Source organism: Arthrobacter sp. yr096, assembly GCF_900108925.1.
In the GTDB taxonomy this organism is placed as follows: Bacteria; Actinomycetota; Actinomycetes; order Actinomycetales; family Micrococcaceae; genus Arthrobacter.
Genome location: NZ_FNYI01000001.1, coordinates 821,322 through 847,982 on the forward strand (window position 1 = coordinate 821,322; position 26,661 = coordinate 847,982).

Here is a 26,661-nt window from a genome sequence, read left to right on the forward strand (position 1 = left end):
CCTTATGCTCCAACTGCGTTATCGACGGCCTTGCGAACTGCTTTGTCTGCGCGCTTGATCTGCTTGCCTGTCACTTTCCTGGCATCTGCAGCCAAGTGCTCCGCACGCCAGGCAATGCTCGGGCGGCCTTCAGTATCCACAGAGGCCAGCAACACGCCTCCAGTCAGGGAAATATTCTTCAGCAACTGTGCCTTGCGGGCGCTCCTGCCTTCCTTGGTGCTGATATCGGCGGAACGCCACTCAACGTAGGAGTTCAAAGCTGACGTCACAGCGAGTACCGTGGCGGCGAAACGGGAGAGCTTGCCGAGTCCCAGCAGCGCGCCGGCGCCCAGTTGCGCGCCACCGATGACGCGGGCAAGGGTCTTCTCATCAGCCTTGAAAGGCAGGGATTCGGAAGCGCGACGAAGCACGGGCGAGAGTTGCTTCGCAGTGTCGTCCGCGTTCCTGAGCTTGTCCAGACCTGCAACGACGAAGCTGGACGCGAGCATAGGTCGCGCGAGAAAACGGATAACAGACATGTCTTGCCTCCTGGATGGCTTGCCACACTAATTCGATGAGTGTTGTGTTCAAGGGGTGCAGTCTGCTCTAGTCTTGCACCTTTGCGGAATATTTACCCAGCGGCGGCCGTTGTGAACATCAGGTGCGGTGGAGGCCGGACCGCGGCATGGTGTTGCCGCTTCGCTGAATGGAGTTGGTTTTTTGACTTTGGTTAAGGACCGCGTGGTTCTGCCGGAGCCCGGGTACGGTACGCAGCCGGATTCCCCGCAGCTGACAGTAGACTTAGCAACGATGAGCACCACGGAACCGGCCGCAGCGGCCATGTACCAAGCAGCCGGCGCGGACGACGACGCAATGGCGGCGCCCGACGTCGACCTCGCTACCGAGACTACTGAACAGCGGCGGGAGCGCTTCGAGCGTGACGCCATGCAGTACGTGGACCAGTTGTACTCGGCGGCCATGCGAATGGCGCGGAACCCTTCAGATGCCGAAGACCTGGTTCAAGAGGCCTACACGAAGGCGTTCTCGGCTTTCCACCAGTACAAGCCGGGGACCAACCTCAAAGCCTGGCTCTACCGGATCCTGACCAACACCTACATCAACCTCTACCGGAAGCGGCAGCGTGAGCCGTTGCAGTCCAATTCGGACACGATCGAGGATTGGCAGTTGGCCAAAGCAGAGTCGCATACTTCGGCAGGGCTGCGATCCGCTGAAACCGAGGCCCTGGATCACCTGCCGGATTCCGACGTCAAGAACGCCTTGCAGTCGATCCCGGAAGAATTCCGTTTGGCCGTCTACTTCGCGGATGTCGAGGGATACGCCTACAAGCAAATTTCAGAGATCATGAACACCCCCATCGGCACGGTCATGTCACGGTTGCACCGCGGCAGGAAGATGCTGCGGGACATGCTGGCGGACTACGCCGCCGAACGGGGCTTCAGGGCCCATACCGAAGATCAGGCCGCGGCCGGAAGCAACAATCAGGAGAAAGAGAAATGAGCGACTGCCAGGGATTGGGCGATTGCGACGATACGCGAATGCAGCGGATCTACGAGTACCTCGATGGTGCGCTGACCCGCGAGGACCTCACCGAGATCAAGCAGCACCTGGACACGTGCGAGGAATGTGCCGAGCAGTACGACCTTGAGTGCCTCATTCGCACCATGGTCAAGCGCTCCTGCACGGAGTCGGCTCCGGAGAACCTGAAGAACTCAATCCTCGACAGGATCCACGCCATCAAGCCGGTTGAGGCCTGAATCGCCGGCCGTGCCACAAGATCAACGCCAAGGGCCCCGGAAACCGCATGGTTTCCGGGGCCCTCGCTCTTAAGCCTTTGACGCTAAGCCGCTGGCTTAGGTGTTGGGACGCTTGCCGTGGTTCGCGCCGCCGCGCTTACGGTCACGACGCTTACGTGCACGCTTGCTCATAGCTGGCCTCCTTCAATGATTGATACTCAATAGAGCTGCCCTCCAGTTTCGCACATCAGGGCGCTGCGTCGCGAACCGGGCGACGTGTTGATGCCACAGTGGCCGGCGGTCCGTCAGTTTCCCAGGGAGTTCCTGATGGAGATGCGGGCCTGGTCAAGCACAACGCGAACAGTTTCGAGGGCTACCGGGGTCAATGGATGAGACGCGCCGTGCTGGCGTAGTTCCACCCGGATGTCGTCCCTGAAGGACTGAACCATCAGCTCCGCCTCCTTGAGGATGCGCTGGCCTTCGGGAGTGTAGCCCGCAGTCCGGCTCCTGAACGTTGCCGTGGTTGCGCTGGTGCGTGCGGCTTCAGCAGTCGCTGCCAGATCTGCGCGGAGGCCCCGCATGTTGGTCTGGATGTCTTCCCGGAGGGTGTCGGCCAGCCGCCTGACGGAGGCCGATATGGTGTCCTCGACGTCCGCCAGTTCCTGGCGGCGGCCGTCCAGTTCAGATCGGCCAGCTTCCGTGATGACGTACTTGGTACGGCGCCCATCTGTCTCGGTGGCAACAAGACCTTCTTCCTCCAACTTTGCCAAGCGGGGGTAGATGGTTCCGGCGCTGGGCGAATACGTTCCGCCAAAGCGGTCGCCCAGTGCCTTGATCACTTCATAACCGTGTTTGGGACCCGTCTCGAGCAGTGCAAGCAGGTAGAGCCGCAGAGCGCCGTGCGCGAAGACCGGAGGCATCAGAGACCCGCTTCCCCGGGGACCGGGTGACCGTTATCCGGTGCCGGCGCTGAGCCGTGAATGATATAGGTCTTGCCGGAAACGGTGTTGGTCCGCACCAGCATCAGCCGCTCGTCAGGGCCGACAATGGTGTGGATGTTGCTGCCCGGCTGGGCGTACATCTGGTCGTCGATCACCACGGTTCCGCTGGCTGACTTTGCCACGATATCCAGGCCCACATCATGCGGCAGCCGGATGGTCAGGTCCCCCGACACGGAGTTGGCCCCGAGGTCGTTGGTGTAGTCCTGGAGATCGAAGCTGAGGTCGCCGCTCACCGTGCTGGCCCGGACGTTCTTGAACGTGCCTGAGGCGGTAACTTCACCCGAGACGCTCTTGGCGGTCAGGACGCCGTCGTGTTTCCTGACGATCACTTCACCACTGACGGTGTTGACATGCAATTCGCCACTTGTGCCGTCTGCCATAACGGAACCGGAAACGGTGTTCAGCCGCGAGCGGCCGCTGATGCCCGAGACCATGCCGTCGCCGCTCACCGTCCCCGCTTCGACGTCGACGCCGGGTGGCAGCGCGATGCCGACCACCACTGAGTTGGTGCTGGTGTTGTTGACAGTTCCCATCAGGTTGCGGAACCAGCCTTGCGGCCCCTGCAGTTGGTGGCGTACTTCCAGGCGTCCATCCACCAGCGTGACAGTGAGTGGGTCACCGGTGATCTCGCTGATTTCGATGCGAACGAAGGGCTCGTCGTGGGTCATGACGTCAAAGCGGCCTTTGACGATTCCCAGCTTCAGGGAGCGGACGTCGTCCACATCAATGGTTTGCGGACCCGTCACGGTCCATAGTTCGTCTGACATGATCCCTCCAAGTTGCGATATATCGCGTTGATGTGAACACGATATATCGCGAATTGCAGGGGCGCAATAGCCTAGCGGGCGGGAGTCAGGATGACGGGCGGTAGACCTTATCGATGAGGGAGCGGGCGATGGTCACGGCCGGGTCCTTCCCATCGGCGGTCGGTGCCAGGTTGGTCCACACCACGAGGGTTACGCCATTGATCGGATCGCTGCCCATGAAGGTGTTGAAGCCCGGGAGTTCCCCAGTGTGGCCGTACAGGTTGCCGAACTTTGCAATCCCCAACCCATATGAAGCGCCGGTTGGGTTATTCGGATTGGTCGGGGTGACGCTGTCGAGCCGTTGTTGTTGAAGTTCCGGTTTCAAGAGCTTTCCGTTAACAAGGCCTTCGCCCAGCGTCTTCAGGTCCGCTGCCGTGGAAATCCCGGAACCGGCGGCCCAAGCCCATGACGGGTTGACATCAGTGACGTCGTTGGGTGCGAGGGTGCCCGCCGTTGCTTCCTTCTGCATGTCCTCCGGAAGGGCGGGATTGGTCATGGTGAGGACGTTGTCACCGAAGAAGTAGCCCTGGGGGTGCGGCTCTGGAATGCCGTTGGACGAAATGTCGGGAAAAACCGTTCCCTTCAAGCCGAGGGGCTCAAGGATGCGCTCCTTGAAAAGGTCACCGAGCGGCTTCCCTCCGACTTTCTCCGCGATGAGGCCAAGAAGGACCGTGTTGGTGTTGGAGTAATGGAACCCTTGGCCGGGCGCGAAGTACGGTTGATGGGCAAACGCCAGGGCGATGAGCTCCTCCGGCTGCCAGACTCTCTGAGGCTCTTTGTCCATGGCTGTATTGAGCTCAAGGGTCTCCGTGTAGTTGAACAGACCGCTTCGCATGGTCAGCATCTGTTCCAGGGTGATTGCACCCCCATTGGGAACGTCGGGGCGATACTTGGACACGGGATCATCCAGTGCGAGCTTGCCCTCCTGAACCAACTGCAGGATGACAGTGGTGGTCCAGGTCTTCGTGACGGAACCTACCCGGATATGGTCCTCCGCGGTTACCGGCCGGTCGGAGCCCCGGACGCCCGTACCGTACTAAGCACTAAGCGTTCCCTCGGGCGTCTCAAGCAGCACAACGGCTCCGGGCACCAGGACTTCCTTCGCTGCCCGTTCGAACTCCGCGCGTAAGCTCGCGGCATCGAACGGCTGCAAAGCTGCAGGGGCAGCTGTAGCCGAGGTGGTGGCTGACGTCGGTGTGGTGGATGCGGGTGCCGTGGAAGATGCGGGTGCCGTGGAAGAGATGGCAGTGGAGGGAGGACCGGAACTGCAGGAAACTGTGGCTGCGACGGCGGCCACGATGGCCGCTGTGACTGCTGTTCTGACAGAAACCTGCCTGCTCCGCATCATGGCTACTCCGGTTGAGCGATATTAAGCCATTGGAACCAGCCGCGGTGCAGGACGAGCCACGCAATCAATCCGTAGCCCGCCTGGCCCGGTGTGCCCCCATTGGCTGCGAGGTCCGTCCTCCACTGCTCATGATTGAGCAAGGGAGAGAACGTGTCAACGTAATGATGATTTCGCCTGGTGGTGACGTCGGCAAAGGCGGTGTTCAGCTCGGCCAGCCGCTTGTTCCGTGCAGGATCCAGTGTGGGCGGCGGACCGACAACAAACACCTCCACGCTGCTGTGCGATGCACCGTCAAGGATGTTGGCCAGATTCAGCCGGCTGCGCGCCGTGGACAGACCAAATTCCAGGTCCCGGCCTGAAAGGCCGATCACCAAACGATTCTCGTGGGTATCACTGAACCTCCGGCCGGCTTCATCCTGCCAACGGGCAGCGAGGCCCTCCGTGCCTTCCATGGGGCAGGGGAGCGGGAAACTTTCCACCACGACGGAGTCCTGGGGCGTACGGGCCAGCACTCTTCCGAGCCAACCCAATGCGCGGGGATCCCCCAGGCCCGCGAGCAGTTCATCTCCTACAGCTGCGATGCGCAGCTTCCTGTCTTCCACGGTTACCTCTTCACACTCGTTACGGTCCTTGCACGGTTTCCGGATCATCGGCCGGTTCGGGAACCGGGTACTTGTCCCATTAAACAGAACTGCCCGGCCTGAGGCGCGCTCATCGCTCCTCAGACCGGGCAGTTTCGCTTACTTGCGTTCGAACGCCTGCTTGATCAGGGCATCCTGCTCAGCTGCGTGGCGCTTCATGGAACCGGCAGCGGTGGATGCCGAAGCCGGACGCGACACGAGGCGGAGCTTGCGGTCCAGCTCCGGTGCCAGGTTCAGGCCCATGAACGGCCACGGACCCTGGTTGGCGGGCTCGTCCTGCGCCCAAACGATGTCAGCGTTCGGGTACTTGGCGAGCTCGGCATCAATCTCGGCCTTGGGCAGCGGGTACAACTGCTCAACGCGGATGATCGCGGTGGAGGTATCGCCGGACTTCTGGCGGTTGGACAGGAGGTCGTAGTACAACCGGCCCGAGACCAGGATGACCCTGTCCACGTTGGCAGGCTGTACTTCCGGATCGCCAATGACCGGCCGGAAGCCGCCGTTGGTAAAATCTTCGACGGCGGATGCGGCACCCTTGAGGCGGAGCAACTGCTTGGGAGTGAAGATAATCAACGGCTTGCGCGGACGGCTGTAGGCCTGGCGGCGCAGCAAGTGGAAGTGCGAAGCCGCCGTGGTGGGATTCGCCACGATCATGTTGTCCTCGGCGCACATCTGCAGGAAGCGCTCGATGCGTGCCGACGAGTGGTCCGGGCCCTGGCCTTCGTAGCCATGCGGAAGCATGAGCACCAGCGAGGAGCGCTGCCCCCACTTCTGTTCAGCCGAGGAGATGAATTCGTCAATGATGGTCTGCGCGCCGTTGACGAAGTCACCGAACTGGGCTTCCCACAGGACGAGGGCATCCGGACGCTCCACCGAGTAGCCGTATTCGAAGCCCATGGCAGCGTATTCGGACAGCAGGGAGTCGTAAATCCAGAGTTTGGCCTGATCATCGGAGAGATTGCCCAAGGGCAGCCATTCGTTGCCATTGGCGCGGTCGTGGAATACGGCGTGGCGCTGGACGAACGTGCCGCGCCGGGAGTCCTGACCGGCAAGGCGTACGGGTACGCCCTCCATGATCAGCGAACCAAAGGCTGCGATCTCGCCAAAGCCCCAGTCGATGCCACCCTCACGGGACATCTGCTCGCGCTTCTCCAAAAGCTGCTTGAGCTTGGAGTGAACGGTGAAGCCGTCCGGGATTTCCAGGTGGGCCTTGCCGATACGGGCAAGGGTTTCCGCGGAGATCGCCGTAGAGGCAGGGGAGTTGGTCCCGAAGTCGGCCTGCTGGGCGATGGGACGCTCGATGTCCGAGACAGCCGCAGAGTCCGCCGTGATGATCGGGATCGGAGACGTCTGGGCGGCGTGCGTCTCAGCGAAGACACGCTCAAGGCGTTCCTGGTAGTCGCGGAGCAGCTGCTCTGCTTCTTCCTCGGTGATGTCGCCACGGCCGATCAGCGACTCGGTGTACAGCTTGCGGACGGAACGCTTGGCCTCGATCAGGTTGTACATGAGCGGCTGGGTCATCGAGGGGTCGTCGCCTTCGTTGTGGCCGCGACGGCGGTAGCAGACCATGTCGATGACGACGTCCTTGTGGAAACGCTGACGGAACTCGTAGGCCAGCTGCGCAACGCGCACCACGGCCTCGGGGTCGTCGCCGTTCACGTGAAAGACCGGTGCCTGGATCATCTTGGCCACGTCCGTGGAGTACGTGGACGAACGCGATGACGACGGCGCAGTGGTGAAGCCAACCTGGTTGTTGACGATCACGTGGATGGTGCCGCCGGTGCGGTAGCCACGCAATTGCGAGAGGTTGAGGGTCTCAGCCACAACACCCTGGCCGGCGAAGGCCGCGTCACCGTGGACCATGATGGGCAGGACAGGGAAAGATTCACCCTGGTCCAAGCGGTCCTGCTTGGCGCGGACGATGCCCTCAAGGACGGAGTCCACAGCTTCAAGGTGGGACGGGTTGGCGGCCAGGTAGACCTTGGTCTGCTTGCCGTTGTCCGACGTGAAGGTTCCTTCGGTACCCAGGTGGTACTTGACGTCGCCGGAGCCCTGGACCGAGCGCGGGTCCTGGGTGCCTTCGAATTCACGGAAGACCTGGGCGTAGGTCTTGCCTGCGATGTTGGTCAGCACATTCAGACGGCCACGGTGCGCCATGCCGATGGCAACTTCGTCCAGGCCATCGTCAGCTGCATCCGAGATGACGGCGTCGAGCAGCGGGATCAGCGACTCGCCACCCTCGAGGGAGAAGCGTTTCTGGCCGACGAACTTGGTTTGCAGGAAGGTCTCGAAAGCCTCTGCGGCGTTGAGCTTGGAGACGATGCGCAGCTGCTCTTCGCGGCTGGGCTTGGAGTACGGGTGCTCCAACTGGTCCTGGAACCACTTGCGCTCTGCCGGTTCCTGGATGTGCATGTACTCGATGCCGGTGGTGCGGCAGTAAGCGTCGCGGAGTACTCCGAGGATGTCCCGGAACTTCAGCTGCGGCTTGCCGCCGAAGCCGCCTGTGGGCCACTCGCGGTCAAGGTCCCACAGGGTCAAACCGTAGGTCAGGACGTCGAGGTCAGGGTGCTTGCGCTGCACGTACTCCAGCGGATCGGTGTCGGCCATGAGGTGGCCGCGTACGCGGTAGGAGTGGATGAGCTGCTGGATACGGGCAACCTTGTTGATCTCGTCAGCCGGATCAACCTGGAGGTCAGGGCTCCAGCGCACGGGCTCGTAAGGAATGCGCAGTGCTTCGAAGATTTCGTCGTAGAAGTTCTGCGCGCCGAGGAGCAGCTGGTGGACCAGCTTGAGGAACTCGCCACTGCCGGCACCCTGGATCACACGGTGATCGTAGGTGGAGGTCAGCGTCAGGATTTTGCTGATGGCGTTCTGGGCGATGATCTTCTCGCTGGCACCCTGGAACTCCGCGGGGTAGTCAAGGGCGCCGACGCCGATGATGGCAGCCTGTCCCTTGGAGAGGCGCGGCACCGAATGAACGGTACCGATGCCGCCGGGGTTGGTCAGCGAAACCGTAGTGCCTGCGTGGTCGTCAGCCGTCAGCTTGCCGTTGCGGGCGCGCTTGATGAGGTCCTCGTAGGTGTGCCAGAACTCGGCGAAGTCCATGGTCTCGGCCTTCTTGATGTTGGGAACCATCAGGAGGCGGGTGCCATCGGGCTTGGGCATGTCAATGGCAATGCCAAAGTTGACGTGTGCCGGCTGCACGGCGCTCGGCTTGCCATCGATCTCGTCGTAGAAGACGTTCATCGACGGGAACTGGGAAAGCGCGCGAACAACGGCGTAACCGATGAGGTGCGTGAAGGACACCTTGCCACCGCGGGCACGGGCAAGGTTGGAGTTGATGACGACGCGGTTGTCAATGAGCAGCTTGGCGGGAACTGCCCGGACGCTGGTAGCCGTAGGAACTTCCAGGCTGGTGACCATGTTGGTGGCAATGGCCTTGGCCGGTCCCCGGAGGACGGAAACGACGTCTTCCTCCGGTGCCGTTGGAGCTTTGGTGCTCTTGGGCAACTGGGCGGGAATGGGCTGGGCCGTGGTGCCGGCGGCGGGCTTCTTTGCTCCGTCCCGGGCAACCGTGGCAGGTGCTTTCTTCGCCGGGGCGGGGGCCGCGGCAGGGGTAGCGGCCGCGGCAGGGGCTGCTGCAGGAGCGGCCGGCGCCGGTGCCGGTGCCGCTGCAGCCGGAGCTACCACGGGAAGTACTTGGGTAGGGGGGGTGGCAGCTGCTGGAGCTGCAGAGGTTCCGTTGGAAGAAGTGCCGTCAGCGGAAGCAAAGGATTCGAAGAGCGGCCACCACTTGGTGTCCACCGAATTCTTGTCCTGTTGGTACCGCTCGTACAGTTCGTCAACGAGCCACTCGTTTCCGCCAAATTCCTCTGGTAGACGGTGGCTGGGCTGCTCTGGCACTTGAAATACGCCTCTTCCATGAGTGTTGTTTTCCCGCTGGCCAAAGTTGCTTTTCCGCAACGATGGGACAGGGTCCGGGTCCCGCGAACTCAGACCCCTGACAGTCTAGTTAGGATCGTTGGTTAACTGCCAATAGTGGTGACCTAAATCATGTTGCGGCTGACTTAGTGGACCGTCTTGCCTATTAACCTGCGGTAACCCGCGTGCGGGGTCCCCGTCGGGCGGACTGTAGACTGAAAGTCTTATGGACAGTAAATCTAGGTGCCGGCCTGGGAACTGTCGGGGGAGCCAATCTGGCAACTCCGCACAGCGCGCCCGTCGAGCCGGCAATACCCGTTCACATGCCCATCACGCGCCGGCGTTCACAGCCGGTGGCGCCGCAGACCACGCGTCCGCAGCGCCCGACCAGCCTCCGCCGGGGCGAATTTCCCGGCCTTCGGCACCTTCCCCATTGCATGCGCCCGCCCTAGGAGGGATGCGCTAAGTGGAATGGATTCTTCTTTTGGCCGGCTTTGCCCTCATCCTGGGCACCGGCTTCTTCGTAGCAGTTGAGTTTTCCCTGGTTGCCTTGGACCAGTCCAGCGTCCAGCGCGCAGTCGATAGTGGCGACCATGCTGCAGCCCCTCTGCTCAAATGCCTGAAGTCGCTCTCCACGCAACTTTCCAGCTGTCAGCTTGGCATTACGTTGACCACGCTGTTGACGGGTTTCGTGATGGAACCATCCGTTGGCCAGTTGCTGTTGGGGCCCCTTGGTCTTCTGGGTTTGCCGTCGGAGGTGGTGCACTCCGTCGCGTTGATCGTCGCCATGGCTTTCGCAACGCTCCTGTCCATGCTGCTTGGCGAACTGGTTCCCAAGAACATGGCCATTGCCCTGGCATTCCCGCTGGGTAAGCGGCTGGCCCGCCCGCAACTGATGTTTACGGCAGTTTTTAAGCCGGCGATTGTGGTGCTGAACGGGTTTTCCAACAAGGTCCTGAACCTGTTCGGCCTTGAAGCCAAGGAGGAGATCTCGGGCGCGAGGACACCCGCTGAGCTTGCTTCTTTGGTGCGGCGTTCTGCCGAACTTGGAACCTTGGACGCAGGGACAGCCAACTTCGTTGCCCGGACCCTGAACTTTTCGGGGCGGACGGCGGCTGATGTCATGACACCGCGCATTCGCATGGAAACGATCGACGCAGACCAGACGGTGGCTGACATCCTGGATGCCGCCCGGCGAACGGGGTACTCCCGTTTCCCGATCATCGGCGATTCCACGGACGATATCCGTGGGGTGGTCCACGTCAAAAAGGCTGTGGCCGTCCCTGCTGAGCGTCGGGCGAAGCTCCAAGCCGGAGCAATCATGACCGATGTCCTGCAGGTCCCCGAGACGATTCACCTGGACGCCCTCCTGTCTGAACTGCGCGAGGGCAACCTGCAACTCGCCGTCGTTCTTGACGAGTATGGCGGCACCGCCGGCATCACCACCCTTGAGGACCTTGTTGAGGAGATCGTCGGCGAAGTATCGGATGAGCACGACAAGGTCCGTCCCGGAGTGCTGCAGAGTGCATCCGGTGACTGGTACTTCCCTGGACTTCTCAGGCCGGACGAAGTGTCCGAGCAGATTCCCAATCTCACTGTCCCTGACGAGTCCGCTTACGAAACGGTGGGCGGCTACGTCATGAGCCAGCTGGGCCGCATTGCCAAAACAGGAGATGTGGTGGAGACGGTCGGGGGCACGCTCACTGTGACCAGGATGGACGGACGAAGAATCGACCGGATTTGCTTCCACCACGTGGAAAGCGATGAGTCGTCCCCTGCTGAGGCCGGGAGCCCGCGCAATGAAGCAGGTGCCGTATGAGCGACTGGGTAGGTATTGTCTGGCTGGTAGTCCTCCTGATTGGCAACGCGTTCTTCGTCGGTGCCGAGTTTGCTGTCATGTCTGCACGGCGAAGCCAGATTGAACCGTTGGCCGAAGCCGGCTCCAAGCGTGCGCAGACTACTTTGCGGGCCATGGAAAACGTGTCACTGATGCTCGCATGTGCGCAGTTGGGCATCACTGTCTGCTCCCTCCTGATCCTTCAGGTTGCCGAGCCCGCCATCCACCACCTGTTGGCGGAACCGCTTGAATTGGCAGGAGTGCCGGTGGAGTTGGCAGACGTCATCGCCTTTGCGATCGCGTTGCTGTTCGTCACCTTCCTCCACGTCACGTTTGGCGAGATGGTCCCCAAGAATATTTCGGTGTCCGTGGCGGACAAGGCAGCACTCCTGCTGGCGCCGCCGCTGATGTTCATCGCCCGCGTGGTCAACCCGATCATTTGGTCCCTTAACTGGCTGGCCAACCACATCCTGCGGTTGATGAAAATCGAACCGAAGGATGAGGTGTCTTCCTCGTTCACGCTCGAGGAGGTGCAGTCCATCGTTCAGGAGTCAACCCGACACGGCTTGGTTGACGACGACACAGGATTGTTGAGCGGGGCCCTGGAGTTCTCAGAACATACGGCCTCCCACATCATGGTTCCCCTGGACAAGCTGGTGGTACTGAAGACCGCGTCCACGCCTGTGGACCTGGAAAAGGCGGTCAGCCGCACGGGATTCTCCCGTTTCCCGATGGTTGACGACGACGGCGAACTCGCCGGTTACCTGCACGTGAAGGACATCCTGTCCATTCCGGAGGAAGGCAGACGGCACCCTATCGCCGAGGGTCGCATCCGGTCCTTGGCCAATTTGTCTCCGGACGATGAGATCGAGCAAGCGATGTCCGTCATGCAACGAACGGGTTCGCACCTGGCACGTGTGGTGGGAGCGGCCGGTGATACTCAAGGTGTCCTGTTCCTGGAGGATGTCATTGAGCAGTTGGTCGGTGAGATCCGCGATGCCACGCAGGCGACGGGTATCCGCCGCTATGGAGGCCAGCAAGCCCAGTAGTCCGCAGCAACGACGTGGAACAGCCTGGCGCCGACCAGTCAGGGTCGGCGCCAGAGCTTTCTAAATAGGAATCATTCCCATTTAGCGCTACACTCGAATGTGTCATTTATTGTGTTTGATTCTCATTTGAGTAGATCCGAGGTCTTCGTGCGTCGTTCCGCCGCCCGCCTGTCCATCGCCGCTTCCGCTGGTCTTGTCGCGCTCCTGCTTTCCTCTTGTGCCGGAACGGCCGGAGCGGATACCACCTCATCGTCCGGCGCGATTGAGGTGGTCACCTCCACGAACGTCTACGGCGACATTGTGAAGGCCATTGGCGGTGACAAAGTCAACGTGAACGCCATCATCACCAAGACGAGCCAGGACCCCCACTCGTATGAGGCCAGCGCGCAGGACAAGCTGGTGATCTCCAAGGCGAAGCTGGTTGTTGAGAATGGTGGCGGCTACGACGAGTTCCTGCACAAGATCGCTGACGAGACCAAAATCGGCCATGAGAACATGATCAGCGCTGTCGAAATCTCCGGGCTGGCTCCCGAGGAGGAGGCCCACAGCGAAGAAGCCCACAGCGAAGAGGGCCACACGCATAACCACGGCGAGTTCAATGAGCACGTCTGGTACAGCCTGGACACCATGGGCAAGCTCGCAGATGCCGTTGCCAGCAAGCTCGGCAGCCTGGACTCAGCGTCGGCTTCAACTTTCAGCGGCAACGCGGAGGCCTTCAAGGCAAAGCTCTCTGAACTCACCGGAAAGCTGAACGCGGTGAAGGCTACGAGCGATCACGAACCCGTTGCCATCACGGAGCCAGTACCCCTGTACCTCCTGGAAGCGGCAGGCCTGGAGAATAAGACCCCCGAGGCGTACAGTGCCGCGGTTGAAGAGGGAACTGATGTTCCTGCTGCCGTGCTCAAGGAAACTACTGACCTCCTCAACGCCAAGTCGGTGCGGTTCCTTGCCTACAACGAACAGACCGAGGGACCCCAGACCGAGGCCGTCAAGCGTGCCGCAGAAGCCGCTGGCGTGCCGGTACTGAACTTCACGGAGACCCTGCCCGATGGCAAGGACTACGTCCAATGGATGACGGACAACGTGGAGTCCATTTCCTCGGCGCTCAAGAAGTAGCGCTCCGAACACCCCCAGTGCAGTGAAGGGCCCTGTCAGCGTCCTAAGATATTGAGGATGACTGAGGGCCCTTTTGCCTGCCACCAGAACAGGCGCCAACACCAGCGCCACAACATTGCGTTCCCTGTGGCGCATGGATCGAGGACAAGTTTTGACACCGGTAGTGAGCCTCCGCGGAGCCAGCCTGCAGTTCGGCAAGAGGACACTCTGGCGGGATCTGGACCTCGACATCAATCCGGGGGAGTTCTTTGCGGTTCTGGGCCCCAATGGCAGCGGAAAAACCAGTTTTCTGAAAGTACTTTTGGGATTGCAGGAACTGCACTCCGGGACGGTGTCCTTGGGTGGACACCCTGTGGAACGTGGAAGCAAACGGATCGGTTACATCCCTCAGCAGAAGTCCTTTGCCCCGGATACGCCGTTGCGGGCACGGGACCTGGTGGGCTTGGGCATTGACGGGCACCGCTGGGGTATGCGGCTGTCATCACGCAAGGTCAACCAGCGGATCGACGAGTTGCTTGAGCAGGTTGGTGCCTCCGACTACGCAAGGGTGCCTGTGGGGCAGCTGTCCGGCGGTGAGCAGCAACGGCTCAGGGTGGCCCAGGCCCTTGCCACGGAACCGCAGGTCCTGTTGTGCGACGAGCCGCTGTTGTCGTTGGATCTGCATCATCAGCAGGGCGTCAGCTCGCTGATCAACAAGCAGTGCCACGAACGGAACAGTGCAGTTGTCTTCGTAACCCACGAGATCAACCCTGTGATCGACTACGTCGACCGCGTGCTCTATTTGGCCGGTGGCCAATTCCGGGTAGGAACCCCGCAAGAGGTCATGACCACGGAGGTGCTGTCGGAGCTTTACGACAGCCACGTGGAAGTCATCCATACCAACGGAAGGATCGTCGTCGTCGGTCTTCCCGACGCAACCACGCACTTCCACGACGATGCCCATGCCACCGCCGGGGAGGAGCTCTAAATGGATCTCGACACGATTTTTCAGACCATTTTTAACTTCGAGAACTATGGCGAGTTGCTGGTCCTGGTCCAGAACTCCATCTGGGCCGGTGCCGTCTTGGGGCTGCTGGGAGGCTTGGTAGGCACTTTTGTCATGAAGCGGGACCTTGCTTTCGCGGTCCACGGAATCTCCGAGCTGTCATTTGCCGGTGCGGCCTTTGCTTTGCTGATCGGCGCAGACATCATTTTCGGTTCGTTGATCGGCTCAGTGGCTGCGGCAGTGCTGCTCGGCTTCATGGGCGTGAGGGCGCGGGACAAGAACTCGATCATTGGCGTCATCATGCCGTTCGGCCTGGGCTTGGGCATCTTGTTCCTGGCCCTGTATGAGGGCCGCGCAGCCAACAAATTCGGTCTGCTGACCGGTCAGATCGTTTCCGTAGACACGGTCCAACTGCAGGTTCTCGCCGCGACAGCCGTGGTGGTGATGCTGGCACTGGTGGCCATCTGGCGACCGTTGAGTTTTGCCAGCGTGGACCCGGAAATGGCGGAAGCCCGGGGCGTACCGGTCAGGGGACTTGCGATCGGCTTCATGGTGCTGTTGGGCGTCAGCGTGGCGTTGTCCATCCAGATTGTTGGTGCTCTGCTCGTGCTGGCTTTGCTTATTACCCCTGCTGCCGCCGCGCTGCGCGTGACTACCTCGCCAAGGTTGGTGGTGTTGCTGAGCGTGGCCTTCGCAATGACGGCCACGGTAGGTGGCATTTTGCTGGCACTTGGAAGCCGCATTCCCATCAGCCCATACGTCACCACATTGTCTTTCTTGATTTACGTGGTGTGCCGGATTGTTGGACGGGTTCGAGCCAGCCGTGGCCTCAACGGCAGGGTATCGCGGGAGCAGCCTGCAGGAGCCCTCTAGAGTATTCCGGCCGCTTTTTTCGCCGTGCACTCCGGGCAGAGGCCGAAGATTTCCACGGTGTGGGCCACCTCGGTGAAACCATGTTCAGTGGCCGTCCGCGCAGCCCAGGTTTCGACGGCGGGCGCCTCCACCTCGACGGCCTTGCCGCAGTTACGGCACAGCAAATGGTGGTGGTGTCCGGTGACTGCGCAGCGCCGGTAGACGGCTTCGCCTTCGCCGTTTCGAAGGACGTCAATGAGACCGTCATCTGCCAAAGACTGGAGGATGCGGTACGCGGTGGCCAACGATACGGAAATTCCCTTGTTCTGCAGCAGCCGGTACAGCTCCTGTGTGCTGACGAAGTCATCCAATTCGTCCAGCGCGGCGCTGACAGCCAAGCGTTGCTTGGTGACACGCTGCTCCTTGACGCCGCTGGAGGCCGGCGCCGCAGGGCCGGTCGTGGCGGAATTGGTGCCGTGTGGCATTGAAAGACTCACTTCCGTGGGGATGCTGGCAAACCCCAATTTTACCAGCAGGGGAAGCTTGGAAACTGTCAGCGGCCGCCCATAGGCTGTCCCCATGAAGCTCACCAAGTACACCCATGCCTGTGTCCGGTTGGAGAAGGACGGAAACGTTCTGGTCATTGATCCCGGAACGTTTTCCGAGTCAGAGGAAGCATTGAGCGGGGCCGATGCCGTACTTGTCACCCACGAGCACAATGACCACATTGACCGTCAGGCTGTGCTGGCCGCCATGCGCAGCAATGTCTCCTTGGTGGTCCATGCCCCCGCCGGTGTTGCCGCGGCATTGAAGGAAGATGACGATGTTGCCGAGCGGGTGCACACCGTTGAGCCCGGTTCTGACTTCGAAACCGCCGGATTCAGCGTGCGCACCTTCGGCGGCCAGCATGCTGTCATCCATCCGCAAATCCCGGTGGTGGCAAACATTGGTTACCTGGTGGATGGGAACGTGTTCCACCCCGGGGATTCCTTTGTGGTCCCTGACGGGATCGATGTCAAAACGCTCCTGCTCCCGATCCATGCGCCGTGGTCCAAGGTAGGCGAAGTACTGGACTTCGTTATTTCGGTGCGTGCGCCCAGGGCGTTCCCGGTCCACGACGGCCTGCTCAATGAGCTGGGACGCGGGGTGGTTGAGGGCCACGTGACGCGGATCGGAGCCCGGTACGGTACAAGCTATGAACGGCTTGTTCCCCGTGACTCAGTGGAGGTCTAGCCCGACCAAGCGCCGGTCTCGTGGAATCGGTCCAGAGCGTCCTCATGGGGCGCGGGGTCCAGCCCGTGCGCTGCCAGCCACCCGGCGTCGTTGTAGCTGCCCGCATAGCGGTCGCCGCCGTCGCACATCAACGACACAATGCTGCCCTTGCGTCCTTCGGCGACCATGCCGGCCACCAACTGCCACACGCCCCAGAGATTGGTGCCCGTGGACGGGCCCGCATGCAGGCCGGTGAGTTTGCGGAGGTGGCGCATGGCAGCGATGGATGCGGCGTCTGGCACCTGGATCATGTGGTCGATGACCGCCGGTACGAAACTGGGCTCCGAACGGGGCCGGCCAATACCTTCGATGCGCGACGGCGAACCGGTGGCAGCAGCCGCGTCGCCGTCCCGCCACGCCGGGTAGAAGGCGGAATTTTCGGGGTCCACCACGGCCAGTCGCGTGTTGTAGCGGTTGTAGCGAAGGTAGCGGCCGATGGTGGCGCTGGTCCCGCCCGTACCCGCTCCCACAACGATCCATTCCGGAACCGGGTGTTCTTCCAAGGAAAGTTGTTCGAAGATGGATTCCGCGATGTTGTTGTTTCCGCGCCAGTCCGTGGCCCGTTCGGCATAGGTGAACTGGTCCATGTAGTAGCCGCCCGACGTCTTTGCGGTTTCCTCGGCCACGGCATAGACCTCCGAAGCATGGTCCACCAACAGGCATGCACCGCCAAAGTCTTCGATCAGGGCGATCTTCTCGGGGCTGGTGGTCTTGGTCATCACCGCGATGAAGGGCAATCCGATGAGCCGGGCAAAGTAGGCCTCGGAGACTGCGGTGCTGCCGCTGGAAGCTTCCACAATGGTGGTGCCCTCCGTGATCCAGCCGTTGACCAGGCCATAGAGGAACAAGGACCGCGCCAAACGGTGTTTGAGGCTGCCCGATCGATGCGTCGACTCATCTTTGAGGTACAGCTGGACGCCCCAGTGTTCCGGCAGCGGGACAGCGTAAAGGTGCGTGTCCGCCGAGCGGTTGTTCTCGGCTTCGATTTTCCGGATGGCCTCGCTGGCCCATGCCCTGTCCTGAATACACGAATTGCTCACCCGATAAGCCTAGGCTGGAATGCGGGCGCCGGCAGCAACAGGGCCCATTCGCCGGAATGAAGGAGAGCTTATGGCCACGCTGATGAGTGCACCAGAACTGCATGCGCGTCTCAAGACGGGGGACCGCACCGTTTTGTTGGACGTTCGCTGGGTGTTGGGCCGCACTGACGGACAGATCGAATATTTGGCGGGGCACCTTCCCGGTGCGGTGTTTGTGGATCTCCCCACCGAACTTGCCGATCATGCGCAGCCACGACTCGGACGCCACCCCTTGCCATCCGCAGAGCGGTTCCAAGAGGCAGCACGCCGGTGGGGTATTAATGACGGCGACACGGTCGTCGCCTACGACAACAGCGGCAGCATGGCGGCGGCACGTGTGTGGTGGATGCTGCGAAACGCCGGTGTTTCCTCGGTGTACCTGCTGGACGGCGGTCTGGCAGCCTGGCGCGCGAACGGATATGCGGTGGAGCCCGGGGAGGTGATTCCCGGGGCCGGAAATGTCACTTTGGGCGAGGGCAACATGCCGGCCATCACTGAGCTGGAGGCCGCGCAGTGGCACAGCGATGGGGTGTTGCTGGACGCCCGGGCGGGGGAACGCTACAGAGGCGAAGTAGAGCCCATTGATCCCAGGGCGGGACACATTCCGGGTGCTGTGAGCGCACCGACCACTGGGAACATCAGGGCCGATGGGACCTTCCTGCCGGCAGACCAGCTGCGGCAGCGTTTTAAGGAGATGGGCCTGCATATGTCCACCAGCGTGGCCGTCTATTGCGGTTCCGGGGTGACTGCCAGCCACGAAATCGCCGCACTGGAAATCGCCGGATACACTGCCGCGCTCTTCCCGGGATCGTTCTCGCAGTGGTCCAACAACACCGCGAATCCTGTGGTTGTGGGGAGCGAGCCACTTGGCGAAGGCGCTGGTGGTGCCGATGCTCACGCTGGCCCAAGTGGCACCAGTACCTCTGCCGGGAGTAGCGTCGGAGGATGACTCCCGGACGTCCAGTGCCCCCGCCCCTTGCCAAGCCCATCACCCTTGACCCCAGTGGTCCCGGTGCCGAAACCAGGACGCTCGCCGCGGCGTACGGCGCAACCTCGCCTGACAGCGGGTTGGTGCCGCTGACAGTGGCACGCCGGGTCCCCACCGAAGACGACATCGAAATCGCCGTCGAATTCTGCGGACTGTGTCACTCCGATGTACATGCGACGCGTGGTGAATGGCGAGTGCCGCCGTACCCGCTGGTCCCTGGCCACGAAATTGTGGGCCGGGTAACCCGCGCGGGCGTCGGAGTGCAGGACTTTGCCGTTGGAGACCGTGTGGGTGTTGGTTGCATGGTTGACTCCTGCCGCGAATGCGAGAGTTGCCTCGAAGGCCTGGAGCAACACTGCGAGCGGGGCAACATCGGCACCTACGGAGCTGCCGACCCCCGCCACGGCGACGCCATCACCCAGGGCGGCTACTCGACGTCGGTTGTGGTGGACAAGCGCTTCGTGCTGCGCGTTCCAGAAGCCCTGGACCCCGCAGCGGCAGCGCCTTTGTTGTGTGCAGGAATCACCACCTACTCGCCGCTGCGGTACTTCGACGTAGAAGAAGGCGACTCCGTAGGCGTTGTGGGGCTGGGCGGACTGGGACATATGGCCGTCAAGATCGCCAAGGCCATGGGCGCGGAGGTCACTGTTTTTACTACCTCCGAATCCAAGTTCGACGCCGCCAGGGAGCTGGGTGCAGACCACGTGGTCCTCTCCAAGGATGCCGACGCCATGGAGGCCGCGAATCGGAGCATCGACGTCATTATTGATACCGTCGCCGCCCCGCACGACCTCAACCCTTACTTCCGTACGCTTCGCCTTGATGGTGCGCTCTTCCAGTTGGGCCTTCCCGCCGACGATATGCCGCCGGTCAGCCCCGGGCTGCTCATCCGCCGCCGACTCGCCTACGCGGGTTCGTTGATCGGGGGCATCGAGGAGACCCAGGAAATGCTGGATTTCTGCGCGGCACACGGAGTGGCCAGCGACATCGAAATCGTAGGGGCTGAACAGCTGAACGAGGCATACGACCGTATGGTGGCCGGCGACGTGAAGTACCGTTTTGTGCTGGACACCGCAACACTTCAGGAACCATCGGAAAGGGCAGACGCATGAGCACACTGTTCACCAAGATCATCAATGGGGAGATCCCGGGCCGTTTCGTCTGGAAGGACCAGGACGTAGTGGCTTTCCTGACCATCGCGCCACTCACGCACGGACACACCTTGGTGGTGCCGCGTGAAGAGGTTGACTCGTGGACGCACGCCAGCCCCGAGCTCCTTGCAAAAGTCATGGACGTCGCCCAAAGCATCGGCAAGGTCCAGGAGGAGCTGTTCGACGCCAAACGCGTGGGCGTCCTGATGGAGGGCTTTGAGGTGGAACACCTGCACGTGCATGTGTGGCCGGCATACTCCAGTGCGGACTTTGAGGTCCACAACGTGGATCACAATCCTGATCCGGCAGTCATGGATGCCACCGCAGTGAAGCTTCGTGCCGCCCTCCGGACGGCTGGGCATGGAGACGCTGTCCCCGAGGACTGATCCCAAACCAGAGTTAACCCGGCGGTGCTGAATCAGCGCCGCCGGGTTTTTCTTTGGTGGCTCGTCAGGCAGGCGCCAGTGCCTGGTTCAACACAGTGCGGATGCGCTTCTCCGACACCGAATATGCGGTCCCCAGCTCCACCGCGAACAGGCTCACCCGAAGTTCCTCGATCATCCAGCGCACCCGGGTTAATTCCGCTCCCGCCCTGCGTCCGGGAAGCAGCGCAGAAACGGCGTCATCGTAGTCATCCTCCAGCGCCTGCACAATTGCCATATTGAGGCCGTCACGCTGGACGTTCCCCGGCAGTTTTTCCAGCCGTTTTTCGATCGCTTGCAGATACCTGGGCAGCTGGCTGAGCTGCGTGTAGCCCGTCCGTGCTACAAAGCCAGGAAAAACCAGCTGTTCCAGTTGGCTCTTCATGTCGTTGAGGGCACTGATCAGCGGGAGGCTTGCGTTGGACTTGAGCTCCTTCTGAATGCGCCGGGTACTTGCCAGGATGCGTTCGACGACGGCAGTCACCGTGAACACGGTGTCGATCAGTTCGGCCCGGACTACCTCGTACAACGCATCAAAAGCCTGCCTGTCCCACGGGAGATCCTGCGGCGTCAGTTTGTCGATGGCCGCAAGGGCGCAGTCCGCGATCAATGCGCTCACTGATCCATGCGGGTTCTGGCTGAAGGTCAGCTTCTCCATGTTGCTCAGGTGCTCCAGCACATAGCGGTCGGGAGGCGGAATGCGAAGGGCCAGGAGCCGGATAACGCCGCCACGCATGGCCGTCTCCTGCTCTGCCCGGGTTTGGAACACCCGGAGTGCAACCGATTTGCCGTCGTCCACGATCGCTGGGAATCCGGTGACGGAGTGTCCCTTCACGGTGCGTGTGACCTGACGCTCCACGGTGCCGAAGTCCCATTCGGTGATACCGCTGCGTTCCGCTACCGCTCCGTTGCCGGCCGAGGCGTTGGGGTTGGCCGCCGTCGACGGTTGGTTGTTTGCGGTGCCGGTTGCCTTGCCGCCTGTTGTGCGGGAAGTGGTAGCAGGGGTAGCCCCGAGCGATTCGGCGATGGCCCGGCGTGTGGCCGGTGCCAGCTTTTCCTGAAGCTCTGCGAGGTCTTTGCCCTCGTCCAGTACTTTGCCCTTGCTGTCCACCACTTTGAAGCTCACCCGGAGGTGCGGCGGTACTGCGTCCCAGTTCCATGAACCAGGAGGAATGACGTGACCCCGGAGGCGGCGCAGGACCAGTTCCAAGGATGGCTCAAGCTCGTCAGCTGCGGGATCAAAGTCTGATTCCAGGGCTGCGGCAGCCTGGCGCGCGACATCGGGGGCAGGAACAAAATTCTTACGAATCTGTTTGGGCAGCGATTTGATGAGCGCCGTGACCAGTTCAGCGCGTTGCCCCGGGATCTGCCACCGGAAGGGGGCATCGTCCAGTTGGTTGAGGAACAGTACAGGCACCTCGGCGGTGACGCCGTCTGAAGGATTCGGTGAGGAGCCCGGAGCCACAGGGTGGAACTCGTAGCTCAGGGGGAGTTCGAATCCCTTGTGAAACCACGTCTTCGGGTACGCGGAGTCGTCCAAAGCCTCTGCGTCTTCGCTCATCAACAGGGATTGGTCGAAGTCAAGGAGGGTGGCGTCGGATTGACGGGCGTCCTTCCACCACTTATCAAAGTGCCTCTCCGACACCACGTCCTTGCCCACCCGGGCGTCATAGAACTCGAAGAGTGTCTGGTCATCCACGAGGATGTCGCGGCGCCTCATGCGCGTCTCGAGTTCTTCGATCTCCTGGAGCAGCGCCCGGTTACGGTGGAAGAACTTATGGTGCGTCTTCCATTCGCCTTCCACCAGCGCATGGCGGATGAAAAGCTCACGGGAGAGCTCAGGATCGATCCGTCCATAATTGATCCGGCGGTTGGGAATGATCGGCACGCCATACAACGTGACTTTTTCGTGCGCCATGACAGCGCCCTGGCGCGAGGACCAATGCGGCTCGCTGTAGGACCGCTTCACCAGGTCCGGGGCTACCTGCTCTGCCCAGAGAGGATCGAACTTGGCGGCGACACGGGCCCACAGCCGGCTGGTCTCCACCAACTCCGCCGCCATGACAAAAGCAGGAGACTTCTTGAACAATGCCGAACCGGGGAAGATCGCGAAGCGGCTGCCGCGAGCACCGGCGTATTCACGCTTGCGTTCGTCCAAGAGCCCGATGTGGCTCAACAGCCCTGACAACAAGCTGATGTGGATGCCCTCATAGTTCCCCACGGGATCGGCCTCGCGCTTGTTGTCCAGGGCGATACCCAAGGGCTTGGCGAGCTGCCGGAGCTGCGTAAAGAGATCCTGCCACTCACGGACACGCAGGTAGTTGATGAACTCGTTGCGGCAGAGCTTGCGGAATTGCGTTGATGACAGCTCGCGCTGCTTTTCCTGAATGTAGTTCCACAAGTTAAGGAAGCCCGTGAAATCCGACAACTCATCGCGGAATCGCGCGTGCTTCTCCGACGCCAGCTGCTGCTTGTCCGTAGGCCGCTCGCGCGGATCCTGGATGGTCAGGGCCGCCGCGAGGATCATGACTTCCCGGACACAGCCGCGTTTCCCTGCCTCCACGATCATGCGGCCGAGCCGCGGATCCACCGGCAACTGGGCAAGCTTCTGCCCGACGGCGGTCAGCCCACTGCCGCCGCGGCCGTTGCCCGCCGCGTCTGCTGCCTTGGGCAAACTCAAGGCGCCGAGTTCACGCAGAAGCGTGACGCCGTCGTTGATGGCCCGCGAGTCCGGTGGTTCGACGAACGGGAAGTTCTCAACATCCTTGGGGCCCCGGGCAACTCCCATGGCTGTCATCTGCAGGATCACGGCAGCGAGGTTGGTACGGAGGATTTCCGGGTCGGTGAACTCTGGCCGTGACTCGAAATCGTCCTCGGAGTAGAGCCGGATCGCGATGCCTTCGGACACACGGCCGCAGCGGCCCGAGCGTTGGTTGGCCGACGCCTGGGACACGCGCTCAATGGGGAGGCGCTGGACCTTTGTGCGGTGCGAGTACCGGGAGATGCGTGCCGTTCCGGTATCGATCACATACTTGATGCCCGGGACGGTCAGGGATGTCTCCGCCACGTTGGTAGCGAGGATGATGCGTCGTTTTCCGCCCGGGTTGAACACCCTGTGCTGTTCCTGGAGGCTCAAGCGGGCGAAGAGGGGCAGCACTTCGGTTCCCGCCAAGCGCCGGTTGGTCTGGATGCGCCCATTGATGGCCTCAGCCGCGTCGCGGATTTCCCGCTCGCCGGAGAAGAAGATCAGGATATCGCCGGGTGCTTCCTTGGCGAGCTCATCCACGGCGTCGCACACCGCGTCCAGGGGGTCGCGGTCCTCTTCCAATTCGTCGTCGGAGCTGTCGTCGTCCGCATCTGCAGGCTGGGACAGCGGCCGATACCGGATCTCCACCGGGTAGGTACGCCCGGAAACTTCGATGATCGGAGCCGGGTCTTCCTCGCTGCCAAAGTGCTTGGCAAAGCGTTGGGGGTCGATGGTGGCCGAGGTAATGATGACCTTCAGGTCCGGGCGCTGGGGGAGGATGCGCTTGAGGTAGCCCAGGATGAAGTCGATATTGAGGCTGCGCTCGTGGGCCTCGTCAATGATGATGGTGCTGTACTTTCGCAGCAGTTTGTCCCGCTGGATCTCAGCAAGGAGGATGCCGTCGGTCATCAGTTTAATCTTGGTGGACGCGCTTACCTCACCGGTGAAGCGGACCTGGAAGCCGACTTCCTGGCCGATCTCGACATCGAGTTCAGACGCGATGCGTTCGGCAACGGTTCTGGCCGCCAACCGGCGCGGCTGCGTGTGCCCGATCAGTCCCTTGTCTCCAAGGCCAAGTTCGAGGCACATCTTAGGGATCTGCGTGGTCTTACCTGAACCGGTCTCGCCGGCGATGATGGTCACCTGGTTTGCGGCGATGGCCGCCATCAGATCCTCGCGGCGCTCGGATACGGGCAGCTCAACGGGGTAGGAAATATGAAGTGTCATGGCTGCTGCCAGTCTACTGTGGCCGGGGTCCTGCGTCCGCTGCTTCCGTCACAGTCCCGGCCGCCGCGTTGAGCCTGTGGGAGAGATGCCGGGCAAAGGACCTGAATTCTTCGGGTTCGAGGATCTGGAAGTCCATGTCCAGCGCGGCCAGATACGCGGCGGGTGCGGCGAGGTTGTCCCATCCGGAGCGCAGTATGGTGGCCTTGTGGCCATCTGCCGTCAACGTCGCATATTGGGGATTTACGACGGCGGCCACCTCCGCCAGTGGGGCGCGCAGCCGTACCACGACGTCAAATCTGTAGGGCGAACGGGTAATGGACTGCTGCACATAGGCAGCCAGATCATCCGCGGGTAGTGGGCGTGGCACGTACTTCTTGCGTTCGGATGGCAAGGAAGCGAACCGGTCAGCCCTGAAAGTCCGCCAATCCTCGCGATCCACATCCCACGCCACCAGGTACCAGCGGCGGCCAGTGTCCACCAGCCTGTAGGGTTCCACCAGCCTCCGGGCGGAGTCGCCGTCTGACGTGACGTAGTCGAAGGAGATCTGGCGCCGGTCGGATATGGCGGCCGACACCACGGTGAGCTGTTGGGGATCCACTGTTGCCGCATTGCTGGGAAGGGTGGTGACAGCGGCCTTCAGCATGGCGAACTTGGGACGAAGCCGGGACGGCAGGACTTGTTCCAGCTTGGCCAGGGCACGGACCGAAGCCTCACCGATTCCGGCAACTGGGCCCGCGGCCACCGAGTTCAAGCCCAGGGCGACCGCCAGTGCTTCATTGTCGTCCAGGAGAAGGGGCGGCAGCTGTGCGCCGGCTCCAAGCTGGTATCCGCCGGCGATGCCGGGGGAGGCATGGATGGGATAGCCCAGGTTCCTCAGCTTGTCGATGTCGCGCCGCACGGTCCGCTCTGTCACGCCCATCCGGTCAGCGAGAGCCGGACCTGTCCATTCCCGGCGAACCTGCAAGAGTGACAACAGCTGGAGCAGCCGGGCAGAGGTTTGGATCATGCAAGTGAATCTAGTCCATCTGTTGTGCGTGGTGGTGGGTGGTGCGTGGTGTGGGTTGGGCGCTCCTACGTGGGCGGTACTGAGGGAATGCCCTTCACATATGCCCTTCACATATGCCCTTCACATATGCCCTTCACATACGCCTTCACATAGGGGCGCCCGCCGTTCGTAGGAATCCTGCAGAATTCCTTGAACAGACGGGCGCCGGTTGGTTATGGCGTGGTGGACCGTGCAGTGGCCTGGCATGCTCCTAGTAGATGCGGGGGTTCCAGTACGGGCTGCTGGGAGCGTCAAATGCGCTCCAAGGTTCTTTGGAGTTGATGGGCGGGTTGTGGCCGCGTCCATCCTTCAACAGGGCTGAGATGGTAGCTGCGACGGCGGTGATGAGGACGATGAAGAGGATGATTCCGAAGATTTCCATGCCTCAAGCCTGCTCCTGTGGCAGATCAAGAAACAGTGGCAGAAATGCCCCATTTAGACAATTTTCTGCCACACTGGAGATATGTTGAAATCAGTCGCGGTGATCGTTGTACCCAACTTCTCGATCTTCGAATTCGGCACGGCTTTCGAAGTCTTCGGCATTGACAGAACGGACCGGAACGCAGGCGTTCCAGCCTTCGATTTCCGGGTGGTCACCCCTGTTCCGGGGGACATCCGGATGAAGTCCGGCCTGTCCTTGCACGTAAACCTCGGCCTCGAGGCAGCGGCAGATGCGGACCTCGTCATCATGGCTCCCTTCGGTCGGGACCAGGAGGTACCGGAGTCGGTCATGGACGCGTTGCGGGCAGCACATGCCAGGGGCGCGTGGGTGATGTCCATCTGTTCCGGGGCGTACGCCTTGGCCCGCGCAGGATTGCTGGACGGACGTCGCTGCACCACTCACTGGCACTATTCGCAGGACCTGGCCAGCCGCTATCCGGAGATCATCGTGGACGAGAACGTTCTCTACGTCCAAGACGGCACCATCATCACCAGTGCAGGTACCGCAGCTGGGATCGATGCCTGCCTCCACCTTGTCCGCGTCGAGCTGGGAGCCAATGTCGCTGCCGCCATTGCGCGTGACATGGTGGTCCCTCCACACCGGGACGGCGGCCAGGCTCAGTTCATCGACCGGCCTATGCCCACGTGCGGCTCGGCGCCGATGGAAGCGTTGTTGCGGTGGATGGTGGAACACCTGGACGAGGAACACAGTGTGAACGAGTTGGCTGCGCGGCTCCACATGTCTCCCAGAACCTTCGCCCGCAGATTCCGGGCAGAAACCGGCACGACGCCGGCGGCCTGGCTGAACTCGCAAAGGGTGCTGCGCGCCCAGGAACTGTTGGAGACCACCGAACTGAACATCGATGAAATCGCCCGCGAGGCCGGGTTTGGGCACTCGGTGTTGCTGCGCCACCATTTCACCAAGGTGCTGGACACGAGTCCACAGAGCTACCGGCGGGCCTTCCGGGGCCAGCTGGCCGAAGCGATCTGACTCAGGCCCG

General features: G+C 61.8%; 24 protein-coding genes and 1 pseudogene. 12 read left to right on the plus strand and 13 right to left on the minus strand.

The annotated features are described in order from the left end of the window. Positions 1–2: 2 nt before the first annotated feature. A complete protein-coding gene (locus tag BMY91_RS03845; RefSeq protein ID WP_090818473.1) occupies positions 3–518 on the minus strand; it encodes a DoxX family membrane protein in 516 nt (171 codons plus the stop codon). A gap of 181 nt (positions 519–699) precedes the next feature. Here BMY91_RS03845 and BMY91_RS03850 point away from each other — a divergent pair, with 181 nt between their 5' ends. Beyond that, positions 700–1,497 carry a sigma-70 family RNA polymerase sigma factor gene (locus BMY91_RS03850; RefSeq protein ID WP_090818476.1) on the plus strand — a complete coding sequence of 266 codons (798 nt, stop codon included), beginning with the start codon at positions 700–702 and terminating at the stop codon, positions 1,495–1,497. Further along, entirely contained in the window at positions 1,494–1,754 is a 261-nt protein-coding gene (gene rsrA / locus BMY91_RS03855) for a mycothiol system anti-sigma-R factor (protein ID WP_090818479.1), read from the plus strand. Before BMY91_RS03850 ends, rsrA begins: the two co-directional genes overlap by 4 nt. Positions 1,755–1,850: 96 nt before the next feature. Here the strand turns inward: rsrA and BMY91_RS23600 are convergent, their stop codons facing one another. The 7 genes and pseudogenes from BMY91_RS23600 to BMY91_RS03880 form a co-directional block, all read right to left on the minus strand. Then, positions 1,851–1,925 (minus strand): 50S ribosomal protein bL37, encoded by a 75-nt coding sequence (locus BMY91_RS23600; RefSeq protein WP_369299106.1) that lies wholly within the window; start codon positions 1,923–1,925, stop codon positions 1,851–1,853. 113 nt (positions 1,926–2,038) lie between these two features. Beyond that, positions 2,039–2,653 carry a PadR family transcriptional regulator gene (locus BMY91_RS03860; protein ID WP_090818482.1) on the minus strand — a complete coding sequence of 205 codons (615 nt, stop codon included), beginning with the start codon at positions 2,651–2,653 and terminating at the stop codon, positions 2,039–2,041. Further along, positions 2,653–3,501: a DUF4097 family beta strand repeat-containing protein gene (locus tag BMY91_RS03865; protein ID WP_090818485.1), complete on the minus strand. Its 849-nt coding sequence runs from the start codon at positions 3,499–3,501 to the stop codon at positions 2,653–2,655. Before BMY91_RS03865 ends, BMY91_RS03860 begins: the two co-directional genes overlap by 1 nt. Positions 3,502–3,586: 85 nt before the next feature. Continuing rightward, positions 3,587–4,555: pseudogene (locus tag BMY91_RS03870) on the minus strand (serine hydrolase domain-containing protein); the annotation flags it as partial. A 21-nt stretch (positions 4,556–4,576) separates the two neighbouring features. Continuing rightward, positions 4,577–4,888 carry a hypothetical protein gene (locus BMY91_RS23360; RefSeq protein ID WP_256212564.1) on the minus strand — a complete coding sequence of 104 codons (312 nt, stop codon included), beginning with the start codon at positions 4,886–4,888 and terminating at the stop codon, positions 4,577–4,579. 2 nt (positions 4,889–4,890) lie between these two features. Continuing rightward, a complete protein-coding gene (locus BMY91_RS03875; RefSeq protein ID WP_011775296.1) occupies positions 4,891–5,538 on the minus strand; it encodes a GDSL-type esterase/lipase family protein in 648 nt (215 codons plus the stop codon). A gap of 90 nt (positions 5,539–5,628) precedes the next feature. Next, positions 5,629–9,432 carry a multifunctional oxoglutarate decarboxylase/oxoglutarate dehydrogenase thiamine pyrophosphate-binding subunit/dihydrolipoyllysine-residue succinyltransferase subunit gene (locus tag BMY91_RS03880; RefSeq protein WP_090818488.1) on the minus strand — a complete coding sequence of 1,268 codons (3,804 nt, stop codon included), beginning with the start codon at positions 9,430–9,432 and terminating at the stop codon, positions 5,629–5,631. Between the two features lie 484 nt (positions 9,433–9,916). On the opposite strand from BMY91_RS03880, the gene BMY91_RS03885 reads away from it, so the two are divergent. The 5 genes from BMY91_RS03885 to BMY91_RS03905 all read left to right on the plus strand — a co-directional run bounded on the left by BMY91_RS03885 (position 9,917) and on the right by BMY91_RS03905 (position 15,310). Continuing rightward, positions 9,917–11,269 carry a hemolysin family protein gene (locus tag BMY91_RS03885; RefSeq protein ID WP_090818491.1) on the plus strand — a complete coding sequence of 451 codons (1,353 nt, stop codon included), beginning with the start codon at positions 9,917–9,919 and terminating at the stop codon, positions 11,267–11,269. Next, positions 11,266–12,336, plus strand: coding sequence for a hemolysin family protein (locus BMY91_RS03890; RefSeq protein ID WP_090818494.1), 1,071 nt, complete (start codon positions 11,266–11,268; stop codon positions 12,334–12,336). The genes BMY91_RS03885 and BMY91_RS03890 overlap by 4 nt, the downstream gene beginning before the upstream one ends. 147 nt (positions 12,337–12,483) lie before the next feature. Next, the gene (locus tag BMY91_RS03895) at positions 12,484–13,452 is read left to right on the plus strand and encodes a metal ABC transporter solute-binding protein, Zn/Mn family (protein WP_177179849.1); all 969 of its coding nucleotides are present in this window, start codon (positions 12,484–12,486) and stop codon (positions 13,450–13,452) included. Positions 13,453–13,585: 133 nt separating this feature from the next. Continuing rightward, positions 13,586–14,419 (plus strand): metal ABC transporter ATP-binding protein, encoded by an 834-nt coding sequence (locus BMY91_RS03900; RefSeq protein WP_175538582.1) that lies wholly within the window; start codon positions 13,586–13,588, stop codon positions 14,417–14,419. Next, a complete protein-coding gene (locus BMY91_RS03905; RefSeq protein ID WP_090818503.1) occupies positions 14,420–15,310 on the plus strand; it encodes a metal ABC transporter permease in 891 nt (296 codons plus the stop codon). On the opposite strand, the gene BMY91_RS03910 is transcribed toward BMY91_RS03905, so the two are convergent. Continuing rightward, entirely contained in the window at positions 15,307–15,774 is a 468-nt protein-coding gene (locus BMY91_RS03910; RefSeq protein ID WP_090819158.1) for a Fur family transcriptional regulator, read from the minus strand. The two genes, BMY91_RS03905 and BMY91_RS03910, sit on opposite strands and share 4 nt — an antisense overlap. 94 nt (positions 15,775–15,868) lie before the next feature. Here BMY91_RS03910 and BMY91_RS03915 point away from each other — a divergent pair, with 94 nt between their 5' ends. Then, a complete protein-coding gene (locus BMY91_RS03915; protein ID WP_090818507.1) occupies positions 15,869–16,522 on the plus strand; it encodes an MBL fold metallo-hydrolase in 654 nt (217 codons plus the stop codon). On the opposite strand, the gene BMY91_RS03920 is transcribed toward BMY91_RS03915, so the two are convergent. Next, positions 16,519–17,601: an L-cysteine desulfhydrase Cds1 gene (locus BMY91_RS03920; RefSeq protein WP_090818510.1), complete on the minus strand. Its 1,083-nt coding sequence runs from the start codon at positions 17,599–17,601 to the stop codon at positions 16,519–16,521. The two genes, BMY91_RS03915 and BMY91_RS03920, sit on opposite strands and share 4 nt — an antisense overlap. A gap of 70 nt (positions 17,602–17,671) precedes the next feature. On the opposite strand from BMY91_RS03920, the gene BMY91_RS03925 reads away from it, so the two are divergent. From BMY91_RS03925 to BMY91_RS03935, 3 genes are read left to right on the plus strand one after another with little or no spacing between them, the layout of a single operon-like run. Further along, the gene (locus tag BMY91_RS03925; protein ID WP_090818513.1) at positions 17,672–18,589 is read left to right on the plus strand and encodes a sulfurtransferase; all 918 of its coding nucleotides are present in this window, start codon (positions 17,672–17,674) and stop codon (positions 18,587–18,589) included. Continuing rightward, entirely contained in the window at positions 18,586–19,740 is a 1,155-nt protein-coding gene (locus BMY91_RS03930; RefSeq protein ID WP_090818516.1) for an NAD(P)-dependent alcohol dehydrogenase, read from the plus strand. Before BMY91_RS03925 ends, BMY91_RS03930 begins: the two co-directional genes overlap by 4 nt. Continuing rightward, complete coding sequence (locus tag BMY91_RS03935) at positions 19,737–20,165, plus strand: HIT family protein (RefSeq protein WP_090818519.1); 429 nt, start codon at positions 19,737–19,739, stop codon at positions 20,163–20,165. The genes BMY91_RS03930 and BMY91_RS03935 overlap by 4 nt, the downstream gene beginning before the upstream one ends. A gap of 64 nt (positions 20,166–20,229) precedes the next feature. Here BMY91_RS03935 and hrpA read toward each other — a convergent pair whose 3' ends face one another. From hrpA to BMY91_RS23070, 3 genes are all read right to left on the minus strand, one after another. Next, complete coding sequence (gene hrpA / locus BMY91_RS03940) at positions 20,230–24,174, minus strand: ATP-dependent RNA helicase HrpA (protein WP_090818522.1); 3,945 nt, start codon at positions 24,172–24,174, stop codon at positions 20,230–20,232. A gap of 13 nt (positions 24,175–24,187) precedes the next feature. Next, on the minus strand, positions 24,188–25,180 hold the full coding sequence (locus BMY91_RS03945) for a helix-turn-helix transcriptional regulator (protein ID WP_090818525.1): 993 nt from the start codon (positions 25,178–25,180) through the stop codon (positions 24,188–24,190). A gap of 250 nt (positions 25,181–25,430) precedes the next feature. Beyond that, positions 25,431–25,601 carry a hypothetical protein gene (locus tag BMY91_RS23070; protein WP_175538583.1) on the minus strand — a complete coding sequence of 57 codons (171 nt, stop codon included), beginning with the start codon at positions 25,599–25,601 and terminating at the stop codon, positions 25,431–25,433. Between the two features lie 81 nt (positions 25,602–25,682). Here BMY91_RS23070 and BMY91_RS03950 point away from each other — a divergent pair, with 81 nt between their 5' ends. Beyond that, positions 25,683–26,651, plus strand: coding sequence for a GlxA family transcriptional regulator (locus BMY91_RS03950; protein ID WP_090818528.1), 969 nt, complete (start codon positions 25,683–25,685; stop codon positions 26,649–26,651). Positions 26,652–26,661: the final 10 nt, after the last annotated feature.

Coding starts and splice junctions, on each gene's coding strand:
- BMY91_RS03930 (WP_090818516.1), top strand. CDS start 18,586: ATGACTCCCGGACGTCCAGTGCCCCCGCCCCTTGCCAAGCCCATCACC.
- BMY91_RS03860 (WP_090818482.1), bottom strand. CDS start 2,653: ATGCCTCCGGTCTTCGCGCACGGCGCTCTGCGGCTCTACCTGCTTGCA.
- BMY91_RS03845 (WP_090818473.1), bottom strand. CDS start 518: ATGTCTGTTATCCGTTTTCTCGCGCGACCTATGCTCGCGTCCAGCTTC.
- BMY91_RS03900 (WP_175538582.1), top strand. CDS start 13,586: ATGGATCGAGGACAAGTTTTGACACCGGTAGTGAGCCTCCGCGGAGCC.
- BMY91_RS23360 (WP_256212564.1), bottom strand. CDS start 4,888: ATGATGCGGAGCAGGCAGGTTTCTGTCAGAACAGCAGTCACAGCGGCC.
- BMY91_RS03910 (WP_090819158.1), bottom strand. CDS start 15,774: ATGCCACACGGCACCAATTCCGCCACGACCGGCCCTGCGGCGCCGGCC.
- BMY91_RS03935 (WP_090818519.1), top strand. CDS start 19,737: ATGAGCACACTGTTCACCAAGATCATCAATGGGGAGATCCCGGGCCGT.
- BMY91_RS03905 (WP_090818503.1), top strand. CDS start 14,420: ATGGATCTCGACACGATTTTTCAGACCATTTTTAACTTCGAGAACTAT.
- BMY91_RS03890 (WP_090818494.1), top strand. CDS start 11,266: ATGAGCGACTGGGTAGGTATTGTCTGGCTGGTAGTCCTCCTGATTGGC.
- BMY91_RS03950 (WP_090818528.1), top strand. CDS start 25,683: ATGTTGAAATCAGTCGCGGTGATCGTTGTACCCAACTTCTCGATCTTC.
- BMY91_RS03915 (WP_090818507.1), top strand. CDS start 15,869: ATGAAGCTCACCAAGTACACCCATGCCTGTGTCCGGTTGGAGAAGGAC.
- hrpA (WP_090818522.1), bottom strand. CDS start 24,174: ATGACACTTCATATTTCCTACCCCGTTGAGCTGCCCGTATCCGAGCGC.
- BMY91_RS03875 (WP_011775296.1), bottom strand. CDS start 5,538: ATGATCCGGAAACCGTGCAAGGACCGTAACGAGTGTGAAGAGGTAACC.
- BMY91_RS03925 (WP_090818513.1), top strand. CDS start 17,672: ATGGCCACGCTGATGAGTGCACCAGAACTGCATGCGCGTCTCAAGACG.
- BMY91_RS03945 (WP_090818525.1), bottom strand. CDS start 25,180: ATGATCCAAACCTCTGCCCGGCTGCTCCAGCTGTTGTCACTCTTGCAG.
- BMY91_RS03865 (WP_090818485.1), bottom strand. CDS start 3,501: ATGTCAGACGAACTATGGACCGTGACGGGTCCGCAAACCATTGATGTG.
- rsrA (WP_090818479.1), top strand. CDS start 1,494: ATGAGCGACTGCCAGGGATTGGGCGATTGCGACGATACGCGAATGCAG.
- BMY91_RS23070 (WP_175538583.1), bottom strand. CDS start 25,601: ATGGAAATCTTCGGAATCATCCTCTTCATCGTCCTCATCACCGCCGTC.